This window comes from Brasilonema sp. UFV-L1 (assembly GCF_012912105.1).
Classification (GTDB): Bacteria; Cyanobacteriota; Cyanobacteriia; order Cyanobacteriales; family Nostocaceae; genus Brasilonema.
This window is the reverse complement of record NZ_QMEA01000001.1, coordinates 142,824-165,628: the sequence shown is the minus strand read 5'-3', so window position 1 is coordinate 165,628 and position 22,805 is coordinate 142,824. Positions and strand designations below refer to the sequence as shown.

Annotated in this window: 18 protein-coding genes and 3 pseudogenes; 14 read left to right on the top strand and 7 right to left on the bottom strand. The window is 40.9% G+C overall.

Annotation, left to right across the window (positions count from 1 at the left end; genetic code table 11):
* Positions 1 to 342: 342 nt before the first annotated feature.
* From DP117_RS00640 to DP117_RS00605, 8 genes and pseudogenes are all read left to right on the top strand, one after another.
* Positions 343 to 1,092, top strand: coding sequence for an ATP-binding cassette domain-containing protein (locus DP117_RS00640; protein ID WP_169216400.1), 750 nt, complete (start codon positions 343 to 345; stop codon positions 1,090 to 1,092).
* A gap of 9 nt (positions 1,093 to 1,101) precedes the next feature.
* Positions 1,102 to 1,284: pseudogene (locus DP117_RS00635) on the top strand (hypothetical protein); the annotation flags it as partial.
* A gap of 36 nt (positions 1,285 to 1,320) precedes the next feature.
* On the top strand, positions 1,321 to 2,058 hold the full coding sequence (locus DP117_RS00630; protein ID WP_169216399.1) for a phytochelatin synthase family protein: 738 nt from the start codon (positions 1,321 to 1,323) through the stop codon (positions 2,056 to 2,058).
* A gap of 200 nt (positions 2,059 to 2,258) precedes the next feature.
* Positions 2,259 to 3,470 (top strand): HlyD family efflux transporter periplasmic adaptor subunit, encoded by a 1,212-nt coding sequence (locus DP117_RS00625; protein WP_169216398.1) that lies wholly within the window; start codon positions 2,259 to 2,261, stop codon positions 3,468 to 3,470.
* A gap of 405 nt (positions 3,471 to 3,875) precedes the next feature.
* Positions 3,876 to 5,120: an ABC transporter permease DevC gene (gene devC, locus DP117_RS00620; protein WP_169216397.1), complete on the top strand. Its 1,245-nt coding sequence runs from the start codon at positions 3,876 to 3,878 to the stop codon at positions 5,118 to 5,120.
* A gap of 288 nt (positions 5,121 to 5,408) precedes the next feature.
* Positions 5,409 to 6,086 carry a DevA family ABC transporter ATP-binding protein gene (locus DP117_RS00615; protein ID WP_169216396.1) on the top strand — a complete coding sequence of 226 codons (678 nt, stop codon included), beginning with the start codon at positions 5,409 to 5,411 and terminating at the stop codon, positions 6,084 to 6,086.
* A gap of 46 nt (positions 6,087 to 6,132) precedes the next feature.
* Positions 6,133 to 7,554, top strand: coding sequence for a serine hydrolase (locus tag DP117_RS00610; protein ID WP_169216395.1), 1,422 nt, complete (start codon positions 6,133 to 6,135; stop codon positions 7,552 to 7,554).
* A gap of 67 nt (positions 7,555 to 7,621) precedes the next feature.
* A pseudogene (locus DP117_RS00605) lies at positions 7,622 to 8,007 on the top strand (gamma-glutamyltransferase); the annotation flags it as partial.
* A gap of 20 nt (positions 8,008 to 8,027) precedes the next feature.
* On the opposite strand, the gene DP117_RS00600 reads toward DP117_RS00605, so the two are convergent.
* Both DP117_RS00600 and DP117_RS00595 read right to left on the bottom strand, forming a co-directional pair.
* Positions 8,028 to 8,288 carry a hypothetical protein gene (locus DP117_RS00600; RefSeq protein WP_169216394.1) on the bottom strand — a complete coding sequence of 87 codons (261 nt, stop codon included), beginning with the start codon at positions 8,286 to 8,288 and terminating at the stop codon, positions 8,028 to 8,030.
* 270 nt (positions 8,289 to 8,558) lie between these two features.
* A complete protein-coding gene (locus DP117_RS00595) occupies positions 8,559 to 9,155 on the bottom strand; it encodes a DUF1802 family protein (RefSeq protein WP_169216393.1) in 597 nt (198 codons plus the stop codon).
* A gap of 97 nt (positions 9,156 to 9,252) precedes the next feature.
* Between DP117_RS00595 and DP117_RS00590 the strand changes: the two are divergent.
* The 3 genes and pseudogenes from DP117_RS00590 (at position 9,253) to DP117_RS00575 (ending at position 12,197) form a co-directional block, all read left to right on the top strand.
* Positions 9,253 to 10,212 (top strand): annotated as a pseudogene (locus tag DP117_RS00590) (aldo/keto reductase).
* 813 nt (positions 10,213 to 11,025) lie between these two features.
* Positions 11,026 to 11,898: a carbonic anhydrase gene (locus DP117_RS00585; protein WP_248277468.1), complete on the top strand. Its 873-nt coding sequence runs from the start codon at positions 11,026 to 11,028 to the stop codon at positions 11,896 to 11,898.
* Positions 11,899 to 12,026: 128 nt separating this feature from the next.
* The gene (locus DP117_RS00575; RefSeq protein ID WP_169216391.1) at positions 12,027 to 12,197 is read left to right on the top strand and encodes a hypothetical protein; all 171 of its coding nucleotides are present in this window, start codon (positions 12,027 to 12,029) and stop codon (positions 12,195 to 12,197) included.
* A 591-nt stretch (positions 12,198 to 12,788) separates the two neighbouring features.
* On the opposite strand, the gene DP117_RS00570 is transcribed toward DP117_RS00575, so the two are convergent.
* Positions 12,789 to 13,277, bottom strand: coding sequence for an LOG family protein (locus DP117_RS00570; RefSeq protein ID WP_169216390.1), 489 nt, complete (start codon positions 13,275 to 13,277; stop codon positions 12,789 to 12,791).
* 81 nt (positions 13,278 to 13,358) lie between these two features.
* Positions 13,359 to 14,240, bottom strand: a complete 882-nt coding sequence (locus DP117_RS00565; RefSeq protein WP_169216389.1) for a 4-hydroxybenzoate solanesyltransferase — start codon at positions 14,238 to 14,240, stop codon at positions 13,359 to 13,361.
* Between the two features lie 275 nt (positions 14,241 to 14,515).
* On the opposite strand from DP117_RS00565, the gene DP117_RS00560 reads away from it, so the two are divergent.
* Positions 14,516 to 16,165, top strand: a complete 1,650-nt coding sequence (locus DP117_RS00560; protein ID WP_169216388.1) for a Ppx/GppA phosphatase family protein — start codon at positions 14,516 to 14,518, stop codon at positions 16,163 to 16,165.
* Between the two features lie 106 nt (positions 16,166 to 16,271).
* On the opposite strand, the gene DP117_RS00555 is transcribed toward DP117_RS00560, so the two are convergent.
* The 3 genes from DP117_RS00555 to DP117_RS00545 all read right to left on the bottom strand — a co-directional run bounded on the left by DP117_RS00555 (position 16,272) and on the right by DP117_RS00545 (position 19,920).
* Positions 16,272 to 17,615, bottom strand: a complete 1,344-nt coding sequence (locus tag DP117_RS00555; protein WP_169216387.1) for a hypothetical protein — start codon at positions 17,613 to 17,615, stop codon at positions 16,272 to 16,274.
* Between the two features lie 947 nt (positions 17,616 to 18,562).
* Positions 18,563 to 19,225: an HAD family hydrolase gene (locus DP117_RS00550; protein ID WP_169216386.1), complete on the bottom strand. Its 663-nt coding sequence runs from the start codon at positions 19,223 to 19,225 to the stop codon at positions 18,563 to 18,565.
* A gap of 71 nt (positions 19,226 to 19,296) precedes the next feature.
* Positions 19,297 to 19,920, bottom strand: a complete 624-nt coding sequence (locus DP117_RS00545; protein WP_169216385.1) for an NUDIX hydrolase — start codon at positions 19,918 to 19,920, stop codon at positions 19,297 to 19,299.
* Between the two features lie 316 nt (positions 19,921 to 20,236).
* On the opposite strand from DP117_RS00545, the gene DP117_RS00540 reads away from it, so the two are divergent.
* Both DP117_RS00540 and DP117_RS00535 read left to right on the top strand, forming a co-directional pair.
* Entirely contained in the window at positions 20,237 to 21,310 is a 1,074-nt protein-coding gene (locus DP117_RS00540) for an EamA family transporter (RefSeq protein WP_169216384.1), read from the top strand.
* A gap of 313 nt (positions 21,311 to 21,623) precedes the next feature.
* Positions 21,624 to 22,790, top strand: a complete 1,167-nt coding sequence (locus DP117_RS00535; protein WP_169216430.1) for a peptidoglycan-binding protein — start codon at positions 21,624 to 21,626, stop codon at positions 22,788 to 22,790.
* Positions 22,791 to 22,805: the final 15 nt, after the last annotated feature.

Below are 22,805 nucleotides of genomic sequence, written 5' to 3'. Positions count from 1 at the left end.
ACAAATAACTTGAGTTGGTCCTGACATTTTGCAGTTCTTACACTCAAGTAAGTAATATCTTAGATATTTAATATTTTATGACTTACGCATTATTTTTTGACTAATACATAAATAAAATATACAAAACGTATATAGAAAAATACGCATTTTTTCACAGATAATAGAAATTCTCAATTAAGCAGAACTGCCGTCTTCTTTGTAGGAATAAGGCAATGCTGTGACGACAACACATACATGTCTTTTATGCAAATGATAATCACTCTCTTTGGGATCATGATATATTGCTAACACATATTAATAAAATGAGAAAATAATAACAAGAAATCAGCTTGCAAGTTAGTCATGCCAAAGGATAACCAAATCGCTGTCGAATTTCACAACGTCACCTTTAGCCGAGACAATCGCCCCTTGGTATCAAACCTCAATTTCACTATTCATCAAGGAGAAGCACTTATACTACTAGGACGTAGTGGTAGTGGCAAAACTACGACAATGAAATTAATCAATCGCCTATTTTTACCCACACAAGGCGAAGTTCTATTTGATGGTATTCCTACAACTCAATGGGATGAAATTAAACTCAGACGCAAGATTGGTTATGTTATTCAAGAAACAGGTTTATTTCCTCATTTTACAGTCGAAAGCAATGTGGGTTTAGTTCCATCTTTAGAAAAATGGAAACCCAAACAAATTAAAATAAGAGTCTGTGAATTGTTGAATTTAGTTGGTTTAGAACCAGATAAATTTGCTCAAAGATATCCACATGAACTTTCCGGAGGACAAAGACAACGAGTTGGTGTAGCTAGGGCTTTAGCCGCAGATCCGCCAGTATTGTTGATGGATGAACCTTTTGGCGCACTCGATCCCATTACGCGGTTAGAACTGCAACAAGAATTTAAACGGTTACAGCAGGAACTAGGTAAGACAGTTGTGTTTGTCACGCACGATATCCAAGAAGCATTTATATTAGCATCGAGAATTGGGTTAATGCGTGGAGGAGAACTAGTTGTGTTGGGTACACCAGAAGAATTTTTACGTTCTCAACACCCAGAGGCGATCGCATTTCTGCAATGTCTGAAACCAGTCTTATGAACAGGTTAGGCTATCGCCCAACTTGTCGGCATAATTTCGGCTTCCCAAATGCGCCAATTAAACTCTTTGGTTGAGGGCGAATTACGTGATGTTAAAGAACTTGTCAGCGAGTTTTCCAAAGCTAAGGGTTTAGCTGAATCATCATCTGTAGTTTTCGTTTCTCCTTATCCAATGGATGACTTGTTTTGGTAGAGTATTCTATTATGGATTTTTTCAAAACAGATAACTATGAAGAATATTTTACTCAAAACTATCAAATTACCTTTAAAAACTTTGATAATAGGTACTGTTGTTGCTGCTGGAAGTGTCTTTGCTCAGACACTCACTCTACCTAAAAATTTAATTGCTTTCAATTCACCAGAAGGTGAAAAGTTATTCGTTGAAAGTCAATCAAGAGAAGACTTCTTTCCACTCAGCATGCAATTTGTAACTCAAAATAATCAGGCTTATTGTGGAGTTGCTAGCATCGTTATGGTGCTCAATGGTTTGCAAATTCCTGCACCAGAAGTACCTGAGTATTCTCCATACCGTGTGTTTACTCAAGAAAACTTTTTTAAGAACGAAGCTACGCGAAAAGTGTTAGCGCCCGAAGTTGTTTCTCGTATGGGTATGACGCTTGAGCAAATAGGGCAATTATTAGGTACTTATGGTGTGAAAGTCAAAGTGTACCATGCGGCTGATACTAACCAACAAGATTTTAAAAAACTGGTATCAGAGAATTTGAAACAGCCAGGTAATTTTGTGTTAGTGAATTATTTACGTAAAGAAATTGGGCAAGAAAAAGGTGGACATATTTCACCTTTAGCAGCATATAACGAGAAAACAGATAGATTTTTAATCATGGATGTTTCTCGTTACAAATATCCACCAGTTTGGGTGAAAACAGCTGATTTATGGAAGGCTATGGCAACAACTGATTCAGCTTCTGGTAAGACTCGAGGATTTGTATTTGTCAGCCGAAATTAAAAGCCCAAAACAAAAGTGAAACAATCACTTTTGTCTTTTGACAAATTTACAATCTATCCTTTTTCAGGTGGGAACTTTGCAGATACATCTTGAGTCTAACACGTTGGTGGTTTCCATTTATTGTCAAAATTAGTACTAAGCATATTATTTGTTTTTTGACACTTGAATGATATTTGTATCCAACGAGAACCGCTATCATTATGGTTCAACAATCTCATAGATTTACCCAAGGTGTATTTTTTGCTCTTCGTCTATGTGTAACTTACACAGCGATTCTCAGTTTTCTGGGCTTGTGTACCGCTTGTGGTGCGACAACCCAAGCACAGAATAAGACTGCTGAAACTTCTCCAGCAAATCCCAGTTCTGTGACTCGGGTAGTTGCTCTTGGTAAATTAGTCCCAGAGGGAGATGTTATCAAGATTTCAGTTGCAAATGCTCAAGACAGCCGAGTGAACCAAATCTTTGTGAAGGAAGGTGAGTTTGTCAAGGCAAATCAAATCATTGCTGTTCTACAAGGAAAAGATAGAGCGGAACAACAACTTAGGGATGCTAAGGCAAATGTTGCCATAAAACGGGCACAATTGCTGAAAATTCAACAAGGAGACGTGAAACAGGGAGAAATTGCAGCTCAACGTGCTGCGATTACAGAATTAGAGGCTCGTATTCGTTCTGAAACGAAACAGAGAGAAGCTGCGATCGCTCAAGTTGAAGCAACCCTCCGTAATGCCAAACTAAAATACCAGCGTAATCTTGCCTTGTCAAAACAAGGAGCTATCAGTCGATCAAACTTAGATAATACACAAGAGGAGTTTGACAAAGCTACAGCAACTCTTGAAGTCAACAAAGCTGAGTTAGAAAATACCAAGACAACTCTACAAGCACAGCTTACCAAAGAACAAGCAAATTTGAAAAGATTACAGGAGGTGCGTCCTGTTGATGTAGAAATAGCCAAAGCTGAATTAGAGCAAGCCCTCATTCAGGTGGAACAACGCAAAGCTGAATTGGATAATACCCAAGTGCGAGTCCCAATTGCAGGACAAATCTTGAGAATCAACACCCGTGTTGGAGAACTTGTCAATACTCAACAAGGGATAGCAGAACTGGGGAGGACAAATCAAATGTATGCGATCGCCGAAGTTTACGAAACCGATATCACAAAGGTACGTCTAAAACAGCAAGCTACAGTAATCAGTGAATACGGCGGCTTTCAGGGCGAAATCAAAGGTAAAGTTGACCAAATCGGTTTACAAATCGGCAAAACCCGTCTCAATCAAGACCAAAGTAACCCAACGAATGATGTTAATGCTCGCGTAGTAGAAGTAAAAATCCGCATAGATCCACAAGATAGTCCCAAAGTAGCTGCTCTGACAGGTATGCAAGTAAGAGTCAAGATTGATACTAATTCCCAGTGACCAATCAATTATCAGTTATCAGTTATCAGTTACCAGTTACCAAGGAAGCGCAGTATCAGTTACCAGTTATTAGTTTGAAGAATTCAGAATTGCTGAATACAGTATTCACCAAGGAAGAAATAAAGAATTCCAACTTCTGACCGGAGGCGGAGCGGTGAAGCAGCGCTCTTGGTAGGGTTTCCCGACAACAGGCGACTGTGAACCCGAAGGGCTGGTGGCTCCGGCTCCGCTCCTGACTCCTGACTCCTGACTCCTGACTCCTGACTCCTGACTCCTTCACTGTTCATTGTTCACTGATAACTGTTCATTGATTTTGATTTTGACGAAGAGAGAGAAATTCTAAATTTTGAATTTTGAATTTTGAATTTTGAATTTTGAATTGATTTGTCCTCTATTTGCTCGATTATGAAATTTCCCTATTTCAAATCATTCTTAAAAAACATTGACTTCGAGACTCCCCTTGCTTGGGCGCAATTGTCTCATCAAAAGGTTCGCCTTGCTGTCGCAACAACAGGCGTTTGCTTTGCCAATATTCTGATGTTTAGTCAGCTAGGACTTTTGGCAATGCTAACCGATGGTTCAACCAAACTTCATGAAAGTTTGGCAGGAGATTTGTTGTTAGTCTCCTCATTTAGTCCAAGTTTACTATTTAGGATATCTTTTCCTCGCGCTTTCCTTTATCAAGCTGCTGCAGTAGAAGGTGTCGCTTCTGTTAGTCCCGTTTATATTGGTAGAGCAAATTGGGTGAATCCCAATCAAATCTCTTCTTCTGGAGAAGCTAATCTTAGTAAAGAAAAACGTCCACGCTCACGTCTTTTTGGCAACGAAGTTAGAGTCATTGCCTTTAATCTTGCCCAACCTTCTACACTTAAAATACCAGAAGTTAATCAACAATTGGCAAAACTGGCAATTCCAGATGCTGTATTATTTGATCGCCTTTCTCAATCTTCTCTTGGAGACATTCCAAAACTGCTTGGTAAGCGTGAAGAATTACCAACAATCATGGACAATCACCGCACTTACGTTGTTGGACTCTTTGATATGGGCAGTACCATGAATGATAAAGGTAATGTCATCATGAGTGACTGGAATTATGCTCAACGCAACGGGCAAAATAGCTTGCAACAAGTCAGGATAGGAGTTTTGACTGTAGAAAAAGGAGCAAATATTGAAACAGTACAAGCAAAGCTGCGCGATCGCCTTCCCAAAGAAGTTGCAGTACTCACTCGTGAGGAATTAATTCAACGAGAACAACAATTCCATGCTTCACAGCCAGAAGGGATCATCTTGAAGTTTGGTACTATCGTAGGTTTCGTCGTTGGAGTCATCATCCTTTATCAAGTCCTTTACGCCGATATCAGCGACCACTTATCAGAATACGCCACCCTCAAAGCAATGGGTTATTCAGATCGTTCACTGCTGATGGTTGTACTTCAAGAAGCGATCATTCTTGGTGTGATGGGATTTGTCCCTGGCTTTATCGCCTCAGTAGGTATCTATAATTTGCTTGTCACACTCACAAGAATCCCTTTAACCATGAAAGCGAGTGTCGCCCTTCAAGTATTTATTCTGACTCTAGTCATGTGTGCAGTTTCAGGCGCAATTGCTACAAGTAAACTTCGCTCTGCCGATCCAGCCGATGTATTTTAGCTATAGCAGCCCTAAATCACTCGTAACATATTCTCCTCTCTTTCTTGTCTTTCTCTGTGTCCTCTCTCTTGAAAAGCTCTGATTCTCCTATGGCGTTGGGCCACGCTAGCCCCAAAAGGGGCGCTGCGCTAACGCTATCGGAGATGCTGCGCGTTAGCCCTTTGGGCGTGCGCATAGCGCATACGGAGGAAACCTCCGCTCAGACTTTCCGCTGCGTCCTCTGCGGTTAAAAAATAGGTATTCTTCTGGCGGGAACTGGTTAGTCGTGAGAAGTGAAAGAACTATACTATGGAATCTACTGTTGCTGTCTGCAATCTTAATCACTCTTTCGGTCAAGGAACATTACGTAAACCTGTACTCAACGATGTGAATTTAGACATTTACCCAGGAGAAATTGTAATCCTCACAGGTCCCTCTGGTAGTGGTAAGACAACATTATTATCACTCATTGGAGGATTGCGCTCAGTACAGGAGGGTAGTTTAAAAGTCCTTGGTAGAGAACTACGTGGTATCAATAAAGGACAACTCACTAAAGTCCGAAACAACATTGGTTTTATCTTCCAACACCACAACCTGTTAAAATGCCTAAGCGCTTATGGTAACGTCCGTATGTCCCTAAAACTGCATCCAGAAATTCCCAAAAAAGAGCATCGACAACGAGTTGTTACAACATTGCAAGCAGTAGGATTGAGCGATAAAGTGGACTCTTACCCAGCGAATTTGTCAGGAGGACAACAGCAACGGGTGGCGATCGCCCGTGCATTAGTTGCTCAACCTAAATTATTACTTGCAGACGAACCTACAGCATCATTAGATAGTAAAACAGGTCGAGATGTCGTTGATATCATCCAACGTCTCGCAAAAGAAGAAGGCTGTTCTGTTTTACTTGTGACTCACGACAACCGCATCTTAGATATAGCAGATCGCATTGTTCATATGGAAGATGGTCGAATACAACGACAGTAAATTAGAGAAAATTGACATGAAACTTAGTGCAAAGGGAGAGTAACTCATGCAAGATTTGAGTGAATTCATCAACAAGACAATGCAAGAGTGGAAAGTACCAGGACTGGCGATCGCCATTGTTAAAGATAGCCAAATAATTTTTTGTGAAGGCTTTGGTTTGCGAGATGTAGAAAACAACTTAAAAGTCACCCCAAAAACTCTCTTTGCTGTTGCTTCATGTACTAAACCATTTACCACAATGGCGATGGGCATTTTAGCAGACAGGGGAAAATTAGACTGGGATAAACCTGTCAGAAATTATCTACCCACTTTTAAACTTTATAACTCTTATGCAACTGAACATATGACACCCCGTGATCTCGTGACTCATCGGTCTGGTTTACCGCGTCACGACTTCGCTTGGTATGGTTCTCCGCTTACCCGTCAAGAAATATTTGAGCGTTTACAATATCTTCAACCCACTCAAGAATTGCGAACAACTTTTCAATATCAAAATTTGATGTACATGACTGCTGGTTATTTAGTTGGTGAAATTGCACAAAGCAGTTGGGAAGAATTTGTTCTACAGGAAATTTTCAATTCTTTAGGAATGAGAAACAGCAATTTTTCTGTTGTCACATCACAGAAAACTAATGATTTTGCATTTCCTTATAAAGAGAAAGATGAAGAAGTTAAGAAAATTCCTTTTCGGAATATGGATACCATTGGACCTGCAGGTTCTATGAATTCCAACATCACTGATATGGCTCAGTGGCTTTTACTTCATCTTAATCAAGGTAAGTATGGAGACAAACAAATTATCTCCACAACAAATCTCACTTCAATGTACTCTCCACAATTCATTATTCCTGATGCTATCAAATATAATGAAATGTTTCATTCTTCTTATGGATTAGGATGGTATATTACTGCATACAGAGGACATAAATTAATTGAGCATGGAGGCAATATTGATGGTTTTTCTGCTCTAACAGCTTTGCTACCTCAAGACAATATTGGTATTGTCGTTCTCACGAATTTACATAAAACGCCAGTACGAGAAATTGTGGTTTATTATGTGTGCGACCAACTGCTTAATCTAGAGACGATACCCTGGAATGAACGGAAGAATAAGGAAGCTGCTGAAGCCAAAGAAGCTGCTGAAAAAACAAAGGAGAAAATGAACTCGGAGCGAAAAACTGGAACACAACCATCACATTCCTTAGAAGATTATACTGGTGAGTTTGAGCATCCAGCATACGGTGTCGTTAAGATTGAAATTCAAGATGACCATTTCATCGCAACTCATAATTCCTTAGTTTACGAACTACGACACTATCACTATGATATTTTTGAATTGACATTTGATTTTTTTGAAACTCCTAAATTAATATCTTTCTTAACCGATACCAAAGGCAATATTAACAGCTTGTGTATACCTCTAGAACCAAGTTTCAAAGATATCGTATTTACCAAGGGCGATAGCTAGCCCCTTAGGGGGCGCTGCGCAAACGCTGCGGCCTTACGCGCAAAGCGCACGCTACGCGCTTCGGCAGATCGCACCGCGTAAAACACCTTTATCCAGCATGATTCCAACTATTGTCACCGAAAACAGTCGTCTTCGTATGGCAGTGGGTGCCCCTGGTGGTGCTACCATTATCACTCAAGTGCTGCAAGTTCTCTTGAATGTCTTGGAATACAACATGGATGTTGGCGCGGCTGTTTTTTGCACCCTGCATACATGATCAGTGGTTACCAGATGAATTAAGAGTAGAACCTTTTGGTTTGTCAGCTCTGACTTTTGCCCAGTTGCTGCGTCAAAAACACAAAATTAAACAAACTGAGCCTTGGGGTAATGTCAACTCGATTGTCATCATACCAGATAGAACTTTAGAAAGCGCAGCTTCACCTTTGTGATGAAGGTTCTCCTAGGAGTTTATAAAGTCAAGAACTTCTCTATTTTTATTTTTTTTCTTGACGCACCGAAGTTGTGGATGAGAAAAACTCGTTTGCTCTTGCACTTGGTATCAAAGTCCAACCAGCTTTTGACAGTTTTTGATAAGTCGCCCAACCCTTGGAACCGCCTGGTATTTCATAATCTGGAACTGCATATTGTGGAAAAGTTGTGTAAGGACGCCAAGGTTGATTCGGTGCAGTCTGCAAGTGCAAAATTTTTTCCCCGCTGTTGTCAGACTTTGATAACCAGCACATTCTTTGATGCATGGCAAACTCCTTGTGTATGTTATTTAGCTTTTAAGCATAATCGCAGACATATGTCAATAGGAACATCGCCCTTTTGGGGTACTTTTTTCATCCTTCACAACTATTAACCTCAAGACGAATCACACAATTCAAAGCAAATGTAAGCTCCAAAAGCGTTACAGCCGAAAGGGTACAGAAAAAAACGCAGCAATAGGATTGCGTTTAGCCAATGCTATCCTATGCTTCACAAAAATTGATGTATTTTTGAGTACTTTTTCTGATAGTTATGCCTTATACGAATGGGGCATATAGTTTATCACTCACAATGTTACGAATTTGAGTGACTAATTGGGCGTATGCCAAATCAGATAAGATTGGTTGTGCTCCTTTTAGCGAAATTGGTTGTTCGATCTCAATCCATGACTTACAGCCACCATACTTGGAGTGATAGGGAATTTCTTGTTCTTGGGGAAGTTTGTAAGTCCGCAGTAGGAGAATGTAGAGTGGCTGACGCGATTTCCATTTGAGGCGATCGCTAATAAAGTACTCGTTCCAAATATGGAATGGAAGCAAAGCATTGACTATTGACTCTTCACAGCAGGGGAAAATATCTGTAATCTCAGCCCAACTGCTGATACGAACTGTTTCTGGATGCCAACCAGGTGTGACTGGAATCACTAAATTAGTATACTCAGGTTTGAGTAAGAAAGGCTGTTGATGTTCAAACGTTGGGTAAAGCAAAATCTGCTTAGAATCAACCTCAAAGCGTCCATGACGTTCATGGATACCACCCTTGCGCAGAAGCATGATTGTTTTGCCTGTTTCCAAGGCATTGATAGCAACCGCCCATTCTTTGAGCGCATAATTCGTCATAGTTAATTCTTGCATAAGTATCTACTTTAACTCTGATTTAATTTGACTCCAAGACCGATACACTATGTCACTGTCGGCACCAAATGAATTAAGGAACAGTTAAGGATTAATTATGGAAAAGCGAACCCTGGGTACATCGGATGTAAAAATAACGCCTATTCTCATGGGAACTTGGCAAGCTGGTAAAAAAATGTGGGTGGGAGTTGAGGACACTGACTAGATCAAAGCAATCAGAGCAGCATTTGAAGCTGGTATTACGACCATTGATACCGCTGAGGTTTATGGTGACGGACACTCTGAAAGAATTGTTGCTGAAGCTTTATCTGATGTTCGCCATCAAGTCGAGTATGCCACGAAAGTGTTTGCTAACCATCTCAAGTACGACCAAGTGATTGAGGCTTGTGAGCATTCTTTGAAAAACCTCAAAACCGACTACATAGACTTATACCAAATTCATTGGCCCGCTGGCTCCTTTGGTTCTGAAATTGTTCCAATTGAGGAGACAATGAGCGCTCTTAACCATCTCAAAAAGCAAGGGAAAATTCGGAGTATTGGTGTTTCCAACTTTTCTCGTACACAGTTGCAAGAAGCATCTCACTACGGACGTATTGATAGCTTACAACCTCCCTATTCTTTATTTTGGCGGTCTGTAGAAAAAGATGCAATGCCTTATTGTATCGAAAACAAGATTGCGATTATTGCTTATTCACCTCTAGCTCAAGGATTGTTGACAGGAAAATTTGGTTTTGATCACAAATTTGACCCACAAGATAACCGCGCCAAGAATAAGCTGTTTCAAGGAGAAAATTTTGAACCAGCTCAAATAGCTTTGGAAAAATTGCGCCTCATTGCACAACCTCACAACTGTACTCTTGCTCAGTTAGCGCTAGCATGGTTAATTGCTCAACCACAGAGTCATGCAATTGCTGGTGCGCGTCATCCCGAACAAGTCACCGCAAACGCTCAAGCAGCTTCTGTTCAACTTTCCACTGAAGATCTGCACCAAATAGATTCCATTGGGCGGATTGTGACCGACCATTTAGACGATAGTCCAGTGATGTGGAATTGGTAAGAACAACAAGTCATTCGTCACAATTGCTGAATATCTCCACAGTTAACAATTCAAAATTCAAAATTCAAAATTCAAAATTGAACACAGTTTCAAACGGGGATTTCAACCCTGACTGAAACTGGGGAGCCAGTGCTGTGGGGGGTTTCCCGACAGCCCGGTATCTGGCGTGCTTCGTATAGACGCTCGTGGTCTCAAACCCTTAATTTACGATAAATCTGAAAGCTTTAAACCCAAGTCGTTCTTCTGGTGTACACTTCGCTTTGCGAGTCAGCTGAAAGATTCCATCCGGCAGACTTTGCGCCATTCACTGCTTTTGGCTTTTGGTTCGCTGAGTCTTTTGACTACTCCTGCACTCATCAAAAGACATCTCCGAAAATACCCTATGCAAGTCTGAGACTGGTTGTTCTAAATATAGCCAGTTCTTTTTTTGCCTACACTCGCCTTTCTTGCTTCTTTCTTGCTTTTTTATATCTACTTGTGCGAAATTGTCATTTAACAGTAAAATACGGTTAACTTATAAACTAACAGGTGATTTATCTCTCAATAAACAAATCAAATTGCTCCCTATCGAGCTTGTGTATGAATACCTTCTTGGCAAGCTAGGATAGCGACTTGCTCAAGGCATAGCCAAAAGTTACGTACATTTACTAGCAATACTTAAAATAAAATGACAAGTGATTGTACTGAGGATGAAGCATCATCAGCACAATACTCATGCGATCAGCCCCAAATAGTAGCATTTCATATCTACAGGTATTGACTTTCCTGTAGCACAATTCCATATTTCACTTCCTAGGTAAGGAGAAAATACAAATGCAACCTGATTCCAATTCTGATCACGCTTCTCAAAAAAATACACAAGCGCAAAGCGAAATCACAAATCCCAGAACTATTACTGCTGATGGAAGTCGTAGGCGCTTACTCACAGGTGGCTTCAGTAGACGCTCATTTCTTGGTCGCGCTGGTGTGTTGACTGCTACTGCTACTGGTGTTGCTGCGGGGGTGATGTCTCCTCTGGTCTCTTCCAAGATCAGAGGAAATGTTGCCCAAGCGCACAATGCACAGAATGCACAGAATGTTGCCGCCGGTGGCAAATCGAGTCAAGTTTTACAAGAAGTCCTATCAGCCAACCAGCGTTACGTTGAGACCTTTGGCGACAAAGCTAACCTTACTATACCTCCTGCGAGACGGTTTGCAGTTCTCACTTGCATGGACGCTCGACTTGACCCGGCTAAATTTGCTGGACTGGCTGAAGGGGATGCTCATGTCATTCGTAATGCAGGCGGACGCGTTAGTGATGATGCAATTCGCTCCCTGGTGATTTCATACAAATTACTCGGCACTAAGGAGTGGTTCGTGATTCACCACACAAATTGTGGCATGGAATTCTTCACAGACGATATCATACGTAATTTACTAGCAAATAGTCTGACAACAGCAGTTCTGAATTCGGACGGCACTTTTACTGACGTTGGACCAGCACGAACGGGTTCGACTGAAGGAGATTACATTAACTGGTTGACTATCGCCAATCAGGAAGAAAGTGTTGCTAGAGATGTTAGACGAATTCGATTCCACCCATTGGTACCGGACGAAATTCCTATCTATGGTTACATTTACGATGTCAAGACCGGAAAATTAAATGAGGTTCCTAAAGCGACACAAATTGGTCGGGCGACTCTCTAATTGCTTCTCGAATTAAGTCATTAATTGACCTGTGGGTTGACGCTGAAATTTTCTTCAAGTCTTCATACTCTTTATCCGATAATCTTAGGTTGTACCGTTGCATCATCCCATGTATGTGTTAATATGGGATGACTTTAACACTACAGGATGAAAAACTCCAAAAACAAAACGTAGAGTTAAATGTTTCAAGCAAAAACAAAAGTAGCCGCACAGCCAAAAATTGGTCGAGGCGGGTAGGACTGTTTGAACCAGTCAAAGCCCCTTTGGGGCAGGACAACGTTGCTCCCGTTGTGGCTTGAGCCGCACTTCGCAACAACAGTCCGGAATCCACGTTTTTCAAAGCGTGGAGAGTTCAAGGCTTTCAATTCTCACAAATCAAATGGGATGCTCCCTGAAAAAACCGGGCAATCTTGGTCGTAGGGATTACGAATCAAGAACTTCTCTACTTGTTTGAGAAGTTCTACAACTTGTTAACTTCAGTAAACAACTGCTGTCAATTCCACAATTGGGTGATACTTTTATAAATAGGACACAAAACTTGGCACAACCAAACTAAAAAGGGCAAATGACCCGGTGTCCTTCCGTCATCCGCCCAAGCAAATGTCAGCATAAGTCTGATGATTAAGTGGCACAGCGTCTGTAGTTGAAAGGCGAAGCCAAATCCCAAAGCGGAAAAACAAAGATATGCTGCGTTTGTGATTGTTTTTGTTCACCCTAGTTGCATAACGTTTGTATTTCTTGACTATAAAAGCAATTTGTTCATTACGAAATTCTTTAGAAAAAACCTGGCCCCTCCTGACCAGGTTTTCGCGTTTTCTGGGAACTGACTAGTTTTTCACTCTTGGTTTCTCTGTACCGAAGGTTGATATTGATTGGGGGACGCACCCCGATTAAGCTAAAATTTCCTTGGTTATTGCTATTGCATTGTCCACATCGTTAGCACAATAAAGATTTTTTGAAACTAGTTTCTGGAAGAAGTTTTTAGTTTCTTCATCTACACTCAACAAAATAACTTTCTTATTGGCTTTCAAAGCTAAGGAAACTTCTGAAGCAGTACCCGCACCCATTCCACAAGCAATCACCACATCACTAGAAACGACATTAATATTGTTACGAGCGTTTCCCATATCAGTAAAAATGGCAATATCAACTGCTTCAGAAATGCCATCGTTATCATGATCACGAAGAATACCAATAGTTAAACCATCTACAGATTTTGCTCCTCGACTTGCTGCATCCATAACTCCAACATTTCTCCCGCCAGTCAGCAAAACCCATCCTTGTGTTGCAATGAGTTTCCCAAGTTCATAAGCTTTTTGCATATCCACTGCTGTAGCTTTTTCTCCAGGTCCCATCACTCCAATAATGATTTTTCTCATTGTCAATTCATAGTTCAAGTCAGCCAACTCGTGGAAGCAGCAAACCCACATAGCAATCTTTGGAATCCCCCACCCAGGATGTCATAAACTCCCAACAATCATCCCAGCAAGTACAATAAAACCAATCCACACGTTTTGTCGGAACATTTCACCATAAGCAGAGTTAGGCAAGTCTTGCTGTCTTAGCCGTGTGAACTGCCAAATCCAACCTGCAGTAGCAATAACAAGACTGATCCAAAATGTCAGGTGCAAGTGCATGACTAAACCTAGCCAACTCAGTAAAAAGACAGTGCTAGCAAAGAAAATGCCAATTGCAATCGGCGCGAAATCACCAAAAAACAAAGCGCTAGAATTCACACCAATTCGGCTGTCATCTTCTTTATCACTCATGGCGTAAACAGTATCAAATCCCAATGCCCACATGACACTAGCACCCCAAAGCAGCCAAGTGGGAAATGAAAGGTTATGTGTCACCGCACTCCAGCTAATCAAAACACCAAAGCCCCAAGCGATAGAAAGAACCAGTTGCGGGATGGGAAACACCCGCTTTGCGCCGGGATAAAGCAAAATGACTGGAACTGCTGCTACACACAACCAAAATGAGAGCACGTTAAGATAAAAAGCAAGAACTGCCGCACATGCCATTGCGACTATGGCAACTACAATGCCGGCTTTCACAGAAAGCGCACGAGAAGCAAGAGGGCGATCGCGAGTTCTTTCCACTTGTGGATCTATATCTTGATCCCACAAATCATTAACGATACATCCAGCACCACTTGTAGCGAGAGTACCCAGGATGATAACTCCAACCAGTGGTAAAGGTGGTTTTCCACTGCCTGCTAAAAACACAGCCCATAAAGCGGGAATCATTAAAATCAACCGTCCTGCTGGTTTGTGCCACCGCAAAAGCCGGATAATCACAAGCCATATGGGTTCGGTGTTGTGTTCTTTTGTAGTTAGCATAGGTCGTAAACAATGACTAAAGATAGATTTGTTCACACATATTTACATCTATAGAATATCTTTATCTGATATTTGTAAAATCACAATTGCAACTGGCAACTTTGGATACAACAAGGAAGTCATTCTCGTTGTGCTAACAGGGTACATCTCCCAAATCAGGAAGGTTCACAAAATGACTCACCTGAAAGCAATTGTGTAGTACAACATACATTTTTTCGCCAATACCGTTGGTATCGCCAGCTTCTACCATCCTTAATATAGAGAGAAACGTGCTTATGGTGAATTTAATTTCAGCTAACTGGGAGAGTCTTCCAACTCAAACAGTTGAGCAACACCGAACAATTGCTGCTATTGACTTAGGAACGAATTCATTACATATGGTAGTTGTAGGGATTGAATCTACACTGCCATCTTTTAGTATTGTCGCTAGAGAAAAAGAAACCGTTAGACTAGGCGATCGCGATCTTGAGACGGGGAATTTGAAACCAGAAGTGATTTCAAGGGCGATCGCCGCTTTGGGACGCTTCCAAAAGATCGCAAAAACTCTCAACGTCGAAACAATCATAGCTGTAGCAACCAGCGCCGTACGAGAAGCCCCCAATGGCAAAGATTTTTTGCAAAGAATCGAAGACGAGTTAGGTTTAAGTGTTGACCTGATTTCCGGTCAAGAAGAAGCGCGACGGATTTATCTAGGTGTACTGTCGGGGATGGAACTTAACAATCAACCCCACATTATCATAGATATCGGTGGCGGTTCCACAGAAATCATTTTGGGCGATAGTCATGAAGAGCGAATTCTCACCAGTACAAAAATTGGTGCAGTCAGACTGAGTGGTGAGTTAATCACCACTGATCCAATTAGCAACTATGAGTTTCAATACTTACAAGCTTATGCACGTGGAATGTTAGAACGTTCCGTTGAAGAAATACAAGCCAACCTCAACGTTGAAGAATTACCTCGTTTAGTGGGAACTTCCGGCACAATTGAAACTCTGGTCATGATTCATGCACGGGAAAAGCTAGGCTCTGTTCCTTCCACGCTCAATGGTTACGAAATGAGTTTAAAAGATTTGCGGGAGTCGGTCAATCGTCTACGGAAAATGAGTAACTCAGAACGAGCTGCAATTCCCGGTATGCCGGAGAAACGGTCCGAAGTTATACTTGCAGGTGCAGTCATCCTACAAGAAGCCATGAACCTTTTGGGCGTTGAATCAGTCACGGTGTGCGAACGTTCCCTAAGAGAAGGTGTCATTGTAGACTGGATGCTTACACACGGTTTGATTGAAGATCGCCTACGTTATCAAAGTACAGTACGCCAGCGGAGTGTGCTCACAATTGCTAACAAGTTCCACGTCAATTTAGAACACAGCGATAGAGTTGCAGTTTTTGCTTTAAGCATATTTGACCAAACAAAAGGAACACTCCACTACTGGGGAGCAGAAGAACGACAACTGCTTTGGGCTGCGGCAATATTACACAATTGCGGTCATTATATCAGTCATTCTTCTCACCACAAGCACTCTTACTATCTTATTCGCAATAGTGAATTACTAGGCTATAACGAAACAGAGATAGAAATCATTGCTAATTTAGCGCGTTATCATCGCAAATCTGGTCCTAAGAAAAAGCACGAGAATTACCGCAATATTACGAGCAAAAATCATCGACAAATTGTCAATAAATTGAGTGCTATTTTAAGATTAGCAGTTGCTTTGGATCGGCGGCAAATTGGAGCAATTGCACGAGTAGAGTGTGAATATTTGACTGAACAACAAGAATTTCATCTCAGAATATTCCCATCTCGCGCTGATGATGACTGTGCTTTAGAACTATGGAGTTTAGATTATAAAAAAGAAGTTTTTGAATCAGAATTTCAAGTCAAATTAGTCGTCAATTTAGAGCCTAAGGTCACGGTACTTAATTAGATAAAGTAGGGTGCGTTAAAATAATTTAACGCACTTTCATTTAGTTTGAATGTAGGTTTGATTTACAACTCAAAAATTTTTGGCTTGTTGCTTGTGTTCTTAAATTCTATTTACGAACAGCAAGGGCGTGGAAGTCAGCAATATTAACTCCATCCACAACGTTATCGAATCTATATAGATAAGCAGGTTTAGCATCCTTACCATCGTTTTCAACTTGCAAGACACCTATTCCTGGATAAATACCCACACTGTTGAAAAATGCTGGATCGTTTCCTGAAATAGGATTCGGTCCACGCTGTGTAATAAAGGCAACTTCTTCGGAGGGTGATGTATCTATTAAGTCTGGTGTAGGATCAGGACCTAAGACTGTATCAGCCAGTTCGATAAGATTAACTGCACGAACCTTGTTTGAGCCTTCAATGTTTGGATCAAAGAGATTAGACTTGACATCATGTACTGTAATAGTATTAGATGCACGGTTAAGTTGCCACAAATATTTCCCACCGAGTATATCCACACCATGAACATCATTACCAGATTGAGGAACTTTGATAAAAGCTGGACGTTGTGAGGGATTTTCTAGTAGAGACTTGTGGTTATAAACATAGACAAAGTCAGCTTTTTCAGGATCGGCATTACCTGCGTTAGTTATAAAGGTGTCACCAAACTGATAAGCAATTAATCCATTGAAGGTGGCTTCTGTACTATTGTAAATGTGTGCGATAGTCAGTGTTTCTGCGTTTACGATCGCCACCCCACCATCAGCAAAAGTGACATAAACCCATTTACCTGTATCATCGATTTGAGCGACTACTGGTCGGGCAGTAGCACCAGTGGTAGGTACTCCTAAGGCTGTCTTCGTCTCTGGGGTATTGAAGTCCAATGTTTGAACATCACCAAAGATTTTACCTCCAGGTGCCTCATAATTTGTGGCAATCTTATGAATTCGTTGACCTGGAGTATCTGCAACAAATACAAATTTGTTGTCCTTTGAGAGGTAAACAGCGTGAGAATTAGAGTTTGGTAATCCTGGTGGAAGAATTGAATCTACAACTTCACGCTTCGACGCGTCAATTGCGTAGACTTGAGCTGTAGTAGCGTGTCCTACAATCGCATGTGTAGCGCCTTGATTGAAAGTGATCCAGTGAGGTTTTTGACCTGCCTGAAGACCCTTTTTGACAGCGCTAGCAGCCAAGTTAATTTGCTCAATCTTTGCTTTACCTCTTATAAAATCTTGGTCCTCGCCCGACAGAACAAAGAGATTTCCTCCTAAAGAAGTACCATCAAGAGAATTTGCTTGGTCAATCGCCCAAACCTCATAAGATAAATTTTTTGGTTGTCTTGCAGAAACGACTGTGGAGAATCCTTCTTGTAGTGGAAGCGGTATTTGGGTGAATATAGCCCAAGCAATTCCAATGACAAACAAGTACAAAATGAAGATTTTTTTCATTTTTCACCTTCCTAATTTGAGTAAATGAAACAGTCTGTATAACTCCTCATCGCTGATTTGGCTTTGTTGATAGAGTTCAGTAACAAGCGATCGCTTGTCTTTTGGTCTGAGTTTTCACAATTTGTCTCCAAACCACAAAACAGCGTGGTCTTTTCCACAGTCTGATTTTTGATAGTTGTGAATTCATGAAAATAAGCAACTGCAAAACTGAGGCTTTCTCAAGCCTCAAAATGACTTTTTCACATGCCGTGAAAAATCACCTTTAAATTTTGGGAGTGATGAAAAAGACCTGACTAATCAATTGTCAATTATCAGTTATCAGTTACCAGTTACTAGTTATCAGTTATTACTGTTCACTGTTCATTGTTCATTGTTCATTGATTTTGACTAGAACAAAACAAGATTGCTAGGTTATTCATCACAAGCCATATAAAAAATCTCGTTGTGCATTTTTCTGATAACATCACGCAATTTTTTGTATTCATCAAAAACTTTATTTTCTGAATACAAAAGTTTCTTTACCAAGAAATAAGGATAGAGATTTGTATCATGCGCGCAATATGAAGCGCTAATACAGAACTGGTCAACACTCTTACAAAACTAAGATGCAAGCTGAGTCTTCTTGACAAAAACCTTTATCCCTTATGTAAAGTTGCAATTACGACAGACTGTAAAACTTTACTATGACTACGGTTAAAAAATCAAGATGCAGTAGTATAAAATTTTCATAAACTTTACAGACGAAATATCATGTCAAGTTGAGCACTAAAGCTAACAAATATTATCTCAGTGAAAGATAATATAAATCACCGTATATTTACAAAATAAAAGCGTTTTCAATGTCATTTTTTAGACTTTAATTTCAGTAAAAAACAACAGTGAGTTCATCAATCACGAACTCACTGTTGTTTTTGCGCTGTTTTTAGAACTGTCGAATTCACGTTACATTATTGAATTTGACCATGAAGACGAATCCAATCAATGAAATTTTCTACAGTGCTAAATGTTGCCAAAGGAGCCATTGCTTCTAAACGCTCAAAACTTGCGGTTTTTGCCCAAGCAGCTGCTAAAGGTATCACACCCACTTCTTTTGCATCCACCATATCAGAAGGAGAATCACCAACATAAGCGACGCACTCTGGCGCAATCTTCCATTTTTCCAGAACACTTTTAATTGCCAAAGGCTTAATTCCACCATTGGCAGAACCTGTTTTTATAGTATCGAAATAATCCTCTAATCCTAGATATCGTAACGAGATAGCAGCACTATCTCTCCCCTTTCCCGTGACAATTCCCAAAGCAATATTTTTCTGTTGACAGTAACTCAAGGCTGTTTCAATTCCAGGAAAAGGTTGCTCGCAAATTGCGTGGGCTTTCTCATACTCATCTAGATACATTTGCAGGCACGCTTGCCATTCTGACTGCACTAGTCGCTGAAATATACCTTCCTCACTTGGTCCAAAATACGATGAAATTTCTTCATCAGTGAAATGACGGTTTAAATATTCAAAAAAAGCTTGCCTAAAGGCTGTAAAGCAAACAGGTAAGGTGTTTGCTAGCGTGCCATCCAAGTCAAAAATAATTCCTTTTAAGGTTATAGTTCCTTTCATGATTACACTCTGCTACTTACTACTCTCTCGTCATGTTTTCGCGTCGGAAATAACTCGTCAATAAACTTCCGTTAATCAAAATCTGTCTGAAGGTTTGGATTGCGGTAATGTTCAAACAGCCGAGTCATCTGAGATGGGACAACACGAGTCAGCGACAGCTTTGGAATTTCCAGTTCTCCAAAAAAGGCAACGTCCTCAGTCTCAAGACTTCGTGTCGGCATTCCACCCATCAATTCACATAGAAAAAACAGCTTATAAACATGGTGCGCCATTGGTGGATGCCCATGACGGCTGTGATTCCTGTCATAGACAGCGAGTAGCTTGACTACTTGTGTGTGATATCCAGATTCCTCATAGACCTCTCGGACGATTGCCTGACTCGGCGATTCGCCTATGTCTGCCCATCCCCCCGGTAATGTCCAGCAGCGATCTTCTTTTTCTTGAACCAAGAGAATTTTATCAAAGTGAAAGACAGCAGCCCGGACATCAACTTTTGGCGTGGCATATCCTACTTGGCTGTTGAACAAATCAAGGATATAGCTAAATTCAGTATTAGAGTGTGTCGCCATGATTTGGGCTGCTATCTGGCGTAGTTGTTGGTAGCGTTCAAGGTCAAACGGATTTTCGCTGTATGTCAGTCCATTTTGGGCAATCGCTTGCAGTTGTTGCGCCCACTCTAACCACTCATAACTCATTTTAGATTTCTACTCCAGGATTGTTTAATTAATGGGCTGCAAGATCCCCGACTTCGCAAAAGTTGTCGAGAATCTAACCAACTTTGCTCGTACTGATTGTTGATGTCATCATAATTTGTTTGTTAGACAAACAAAACATGGAACATTTTCTGCTGTCAATTGAGTTACCGCCCTTACATACAACCCACTCAAAGCCACTCAACAATATAATCGCGACCTTCATCACTAAGTATTCTTTCCTTCACAAATCGCAATAATTCGGTAAAATTAGTTAAAGCGATTTTCATATTTGTAAAACCAAGGCATTAGCAATCCCATGCAACTGAAGGTCAGTGCATCTCCACTATCCCTCTCATCCGTACTCTTGATAGCCCCGTTTTTCTTATGGGGTACAGCAATGGTGGCGATGAAAGGAGTGATACCCCACACGACACCATTATTTATGGCGGGAGTGCGTTTGATACCCGCTGGGGTACTTATTTTGATAGCAGCAGCATTCATGGGTAGACCTTTGCCCAAGGGTTGGGTAGCATGGCTGTGGATTGCTTTATTTGCCTTGGTGGACGGAACCCTGTTTCAAGGCTTTTTAGCAGAAGGATTGCTCAAAACAGGTGCTGGTTTAGGATCTGTGATGATTGACTCTCAACCCTTGGCTGTAGCGTTGCTGTCTTTGTGGCTATTTCAAGAACATATCGGTTTTTGGGGATGGTTAGGGCTAGGATTAGGAGTCACAGGCATTAGTTTGATTGGTTTACCAGATGAGTTGATTTTCCATTTTCTAGACTCAGACACGATTGTAGAGATGTTGCGTACAATCTCTCTAGAACAACTGTTTGCCAGCGGTGAGTGGTTGATGCTTTTAGCAGCGTTGAGTATGGCAGTAGGAACAGTATTAATCCGGTTCGTCAGTCATCATGCTGACCCTGTGATGGCTACAGGATGGCATATGATTATTGGTGGTTTGCCTCTATGGGGAATTTCATCAGCTGTAGAATCTGGACAGTGGCAGAATATTGTCCCATCTGACTGGTTGGCGCTGGGTTATGCCACAGTATTTGGTAGTGCGATCGCCTACGGATTGTTTTTCTACTTTGCCTCTAGCGGTAATCTCACCAGTCTTAGTTCCCTCACCTTTCTCACACCCGTATTCGCATTGTTATTTGGCAATTTATTACTTAAAGAAGTTCTCAGTCCTCTACAGTGGGTAGGAGTTAGCCTGACTTTGGTTAGTATCTATCTCATCAACCAACGCGAAACTCTCCCAGGTGCAACCAAGAAGGTTGTTACGAATGAAAAAACTATCACACAGCAACAACAACTTTCAGAAGTGTCTACAAAGAAGATGAACACACTCACCTTACTTGTAAGAGAATCTAAACCTGACATTTAAACAAAAGTCGTAAACAGATTTTTAAAAATTGAATTAAGTATTAGTCAGCGTGTGTTAAATATACTGAAGCCAACAAGACATTTGATATTGCATGGCTTATAGTTATTGTGGTGTGTATGGCTTCCAATGCACATTCTGGCTAAAACTTGCTATATGAGGGTAGTCGCTAAAACGACGCAATCCGCATAAACAAGCAGAGAATAGGTGGACTGCCAAACAAGTTCAACAAACTCCACTTATCGGATGGATATAATTATGCGTTCTGATTTCTCCCAGAATAATCAGTTGTGCTCCGTTTTTTGGTTCTCTGATGATACGGCTACATTATTCCTCACTTATTTTCATTGCTTGCCTTGCTTGCTTAGGATTTAACCAACATCCTACAAGTGCAGTTACACCTAAACTCGTTTTAAGAAACTTAGAACTTGCTCAAGTCAGTTCTAAAGATACTGCCAAGCAGTCCATTCTTAGACTTGGTAGCACAGGTGTACAGGTGAAGTCATTGCAAACCCGACTTCAAAAGTTAGGATACTACGATGGTGAGATAGATGGACAGTATGGCAAAAGTACAAGCCTTGCTGTGACTAAATTTCAAAAAGCAAATGGTTTAACTGTAGACGGTATCTTTGGTGATATAACAAGAAAGAGTCTTCAGACAGCAATAAACAACGAATTGCCGTCTTCTTCTCTTGCAATCAGTTCTACAGCACAACCGACGACTGAGAAGGAAACACAAACAGACATAGTTTGGTGGTTACTCGTAGGTATTGGTGTTTTGGGAAGTATTGGGGCGTTACTCTATATAGTAAGAAGGCTTGAGAAGGGTACAAAAGTTGCAAAATACCCAGAAAGTTATAGTCAAGTAAATAACAGTCCAGTTCCGCAAACCATACAAAAGTTACATGTAAAAAACGATGGGGAGTTTCATAATACTGATGTCATCAGTACACAAGAAACAACCGTATCACCCCCAAAACAACTTTTGCCAATGGAAACAACATCTCGGCTTGCCAAACTTGACATCATTGATCAGTTGATTGATGATTTACGTAGTCCTGATCCAACACTGCGACGCAAAGCTATCTGGGATTTAGGTCAAAAAGGAGACTCGCGAGCAATTCAGCCGTTGGTTGATCTGATGGTGGATGCAGATTCTCAGCAACGCAGCTTGATTTTAGCTGCTTTAGCAGAAATTAGCAGTCGTACACTCAAACCTATGAATCGTGCTTTGGCAATTTCATTGCAAGATGAAAGTCCACAAGTCCGACAAAATGCCATTCGTGACTTAACTCGTGTCTATGACATGATGGCTCAAATGAGCCAAATTTTATCTCATGCTTTGCGAGATTCTGATGCAGACGTGCAAGCTACAGCAAAGTATGCTCTTTCACAAATGAATCGTATCCGTGTTTTGCCTGGTGATGCAAATGAGCGGGATAAAGATACAAAAGAGGAGGAAGAGGAAGACGAGAATTTTTAACAGTTATCAGTTATC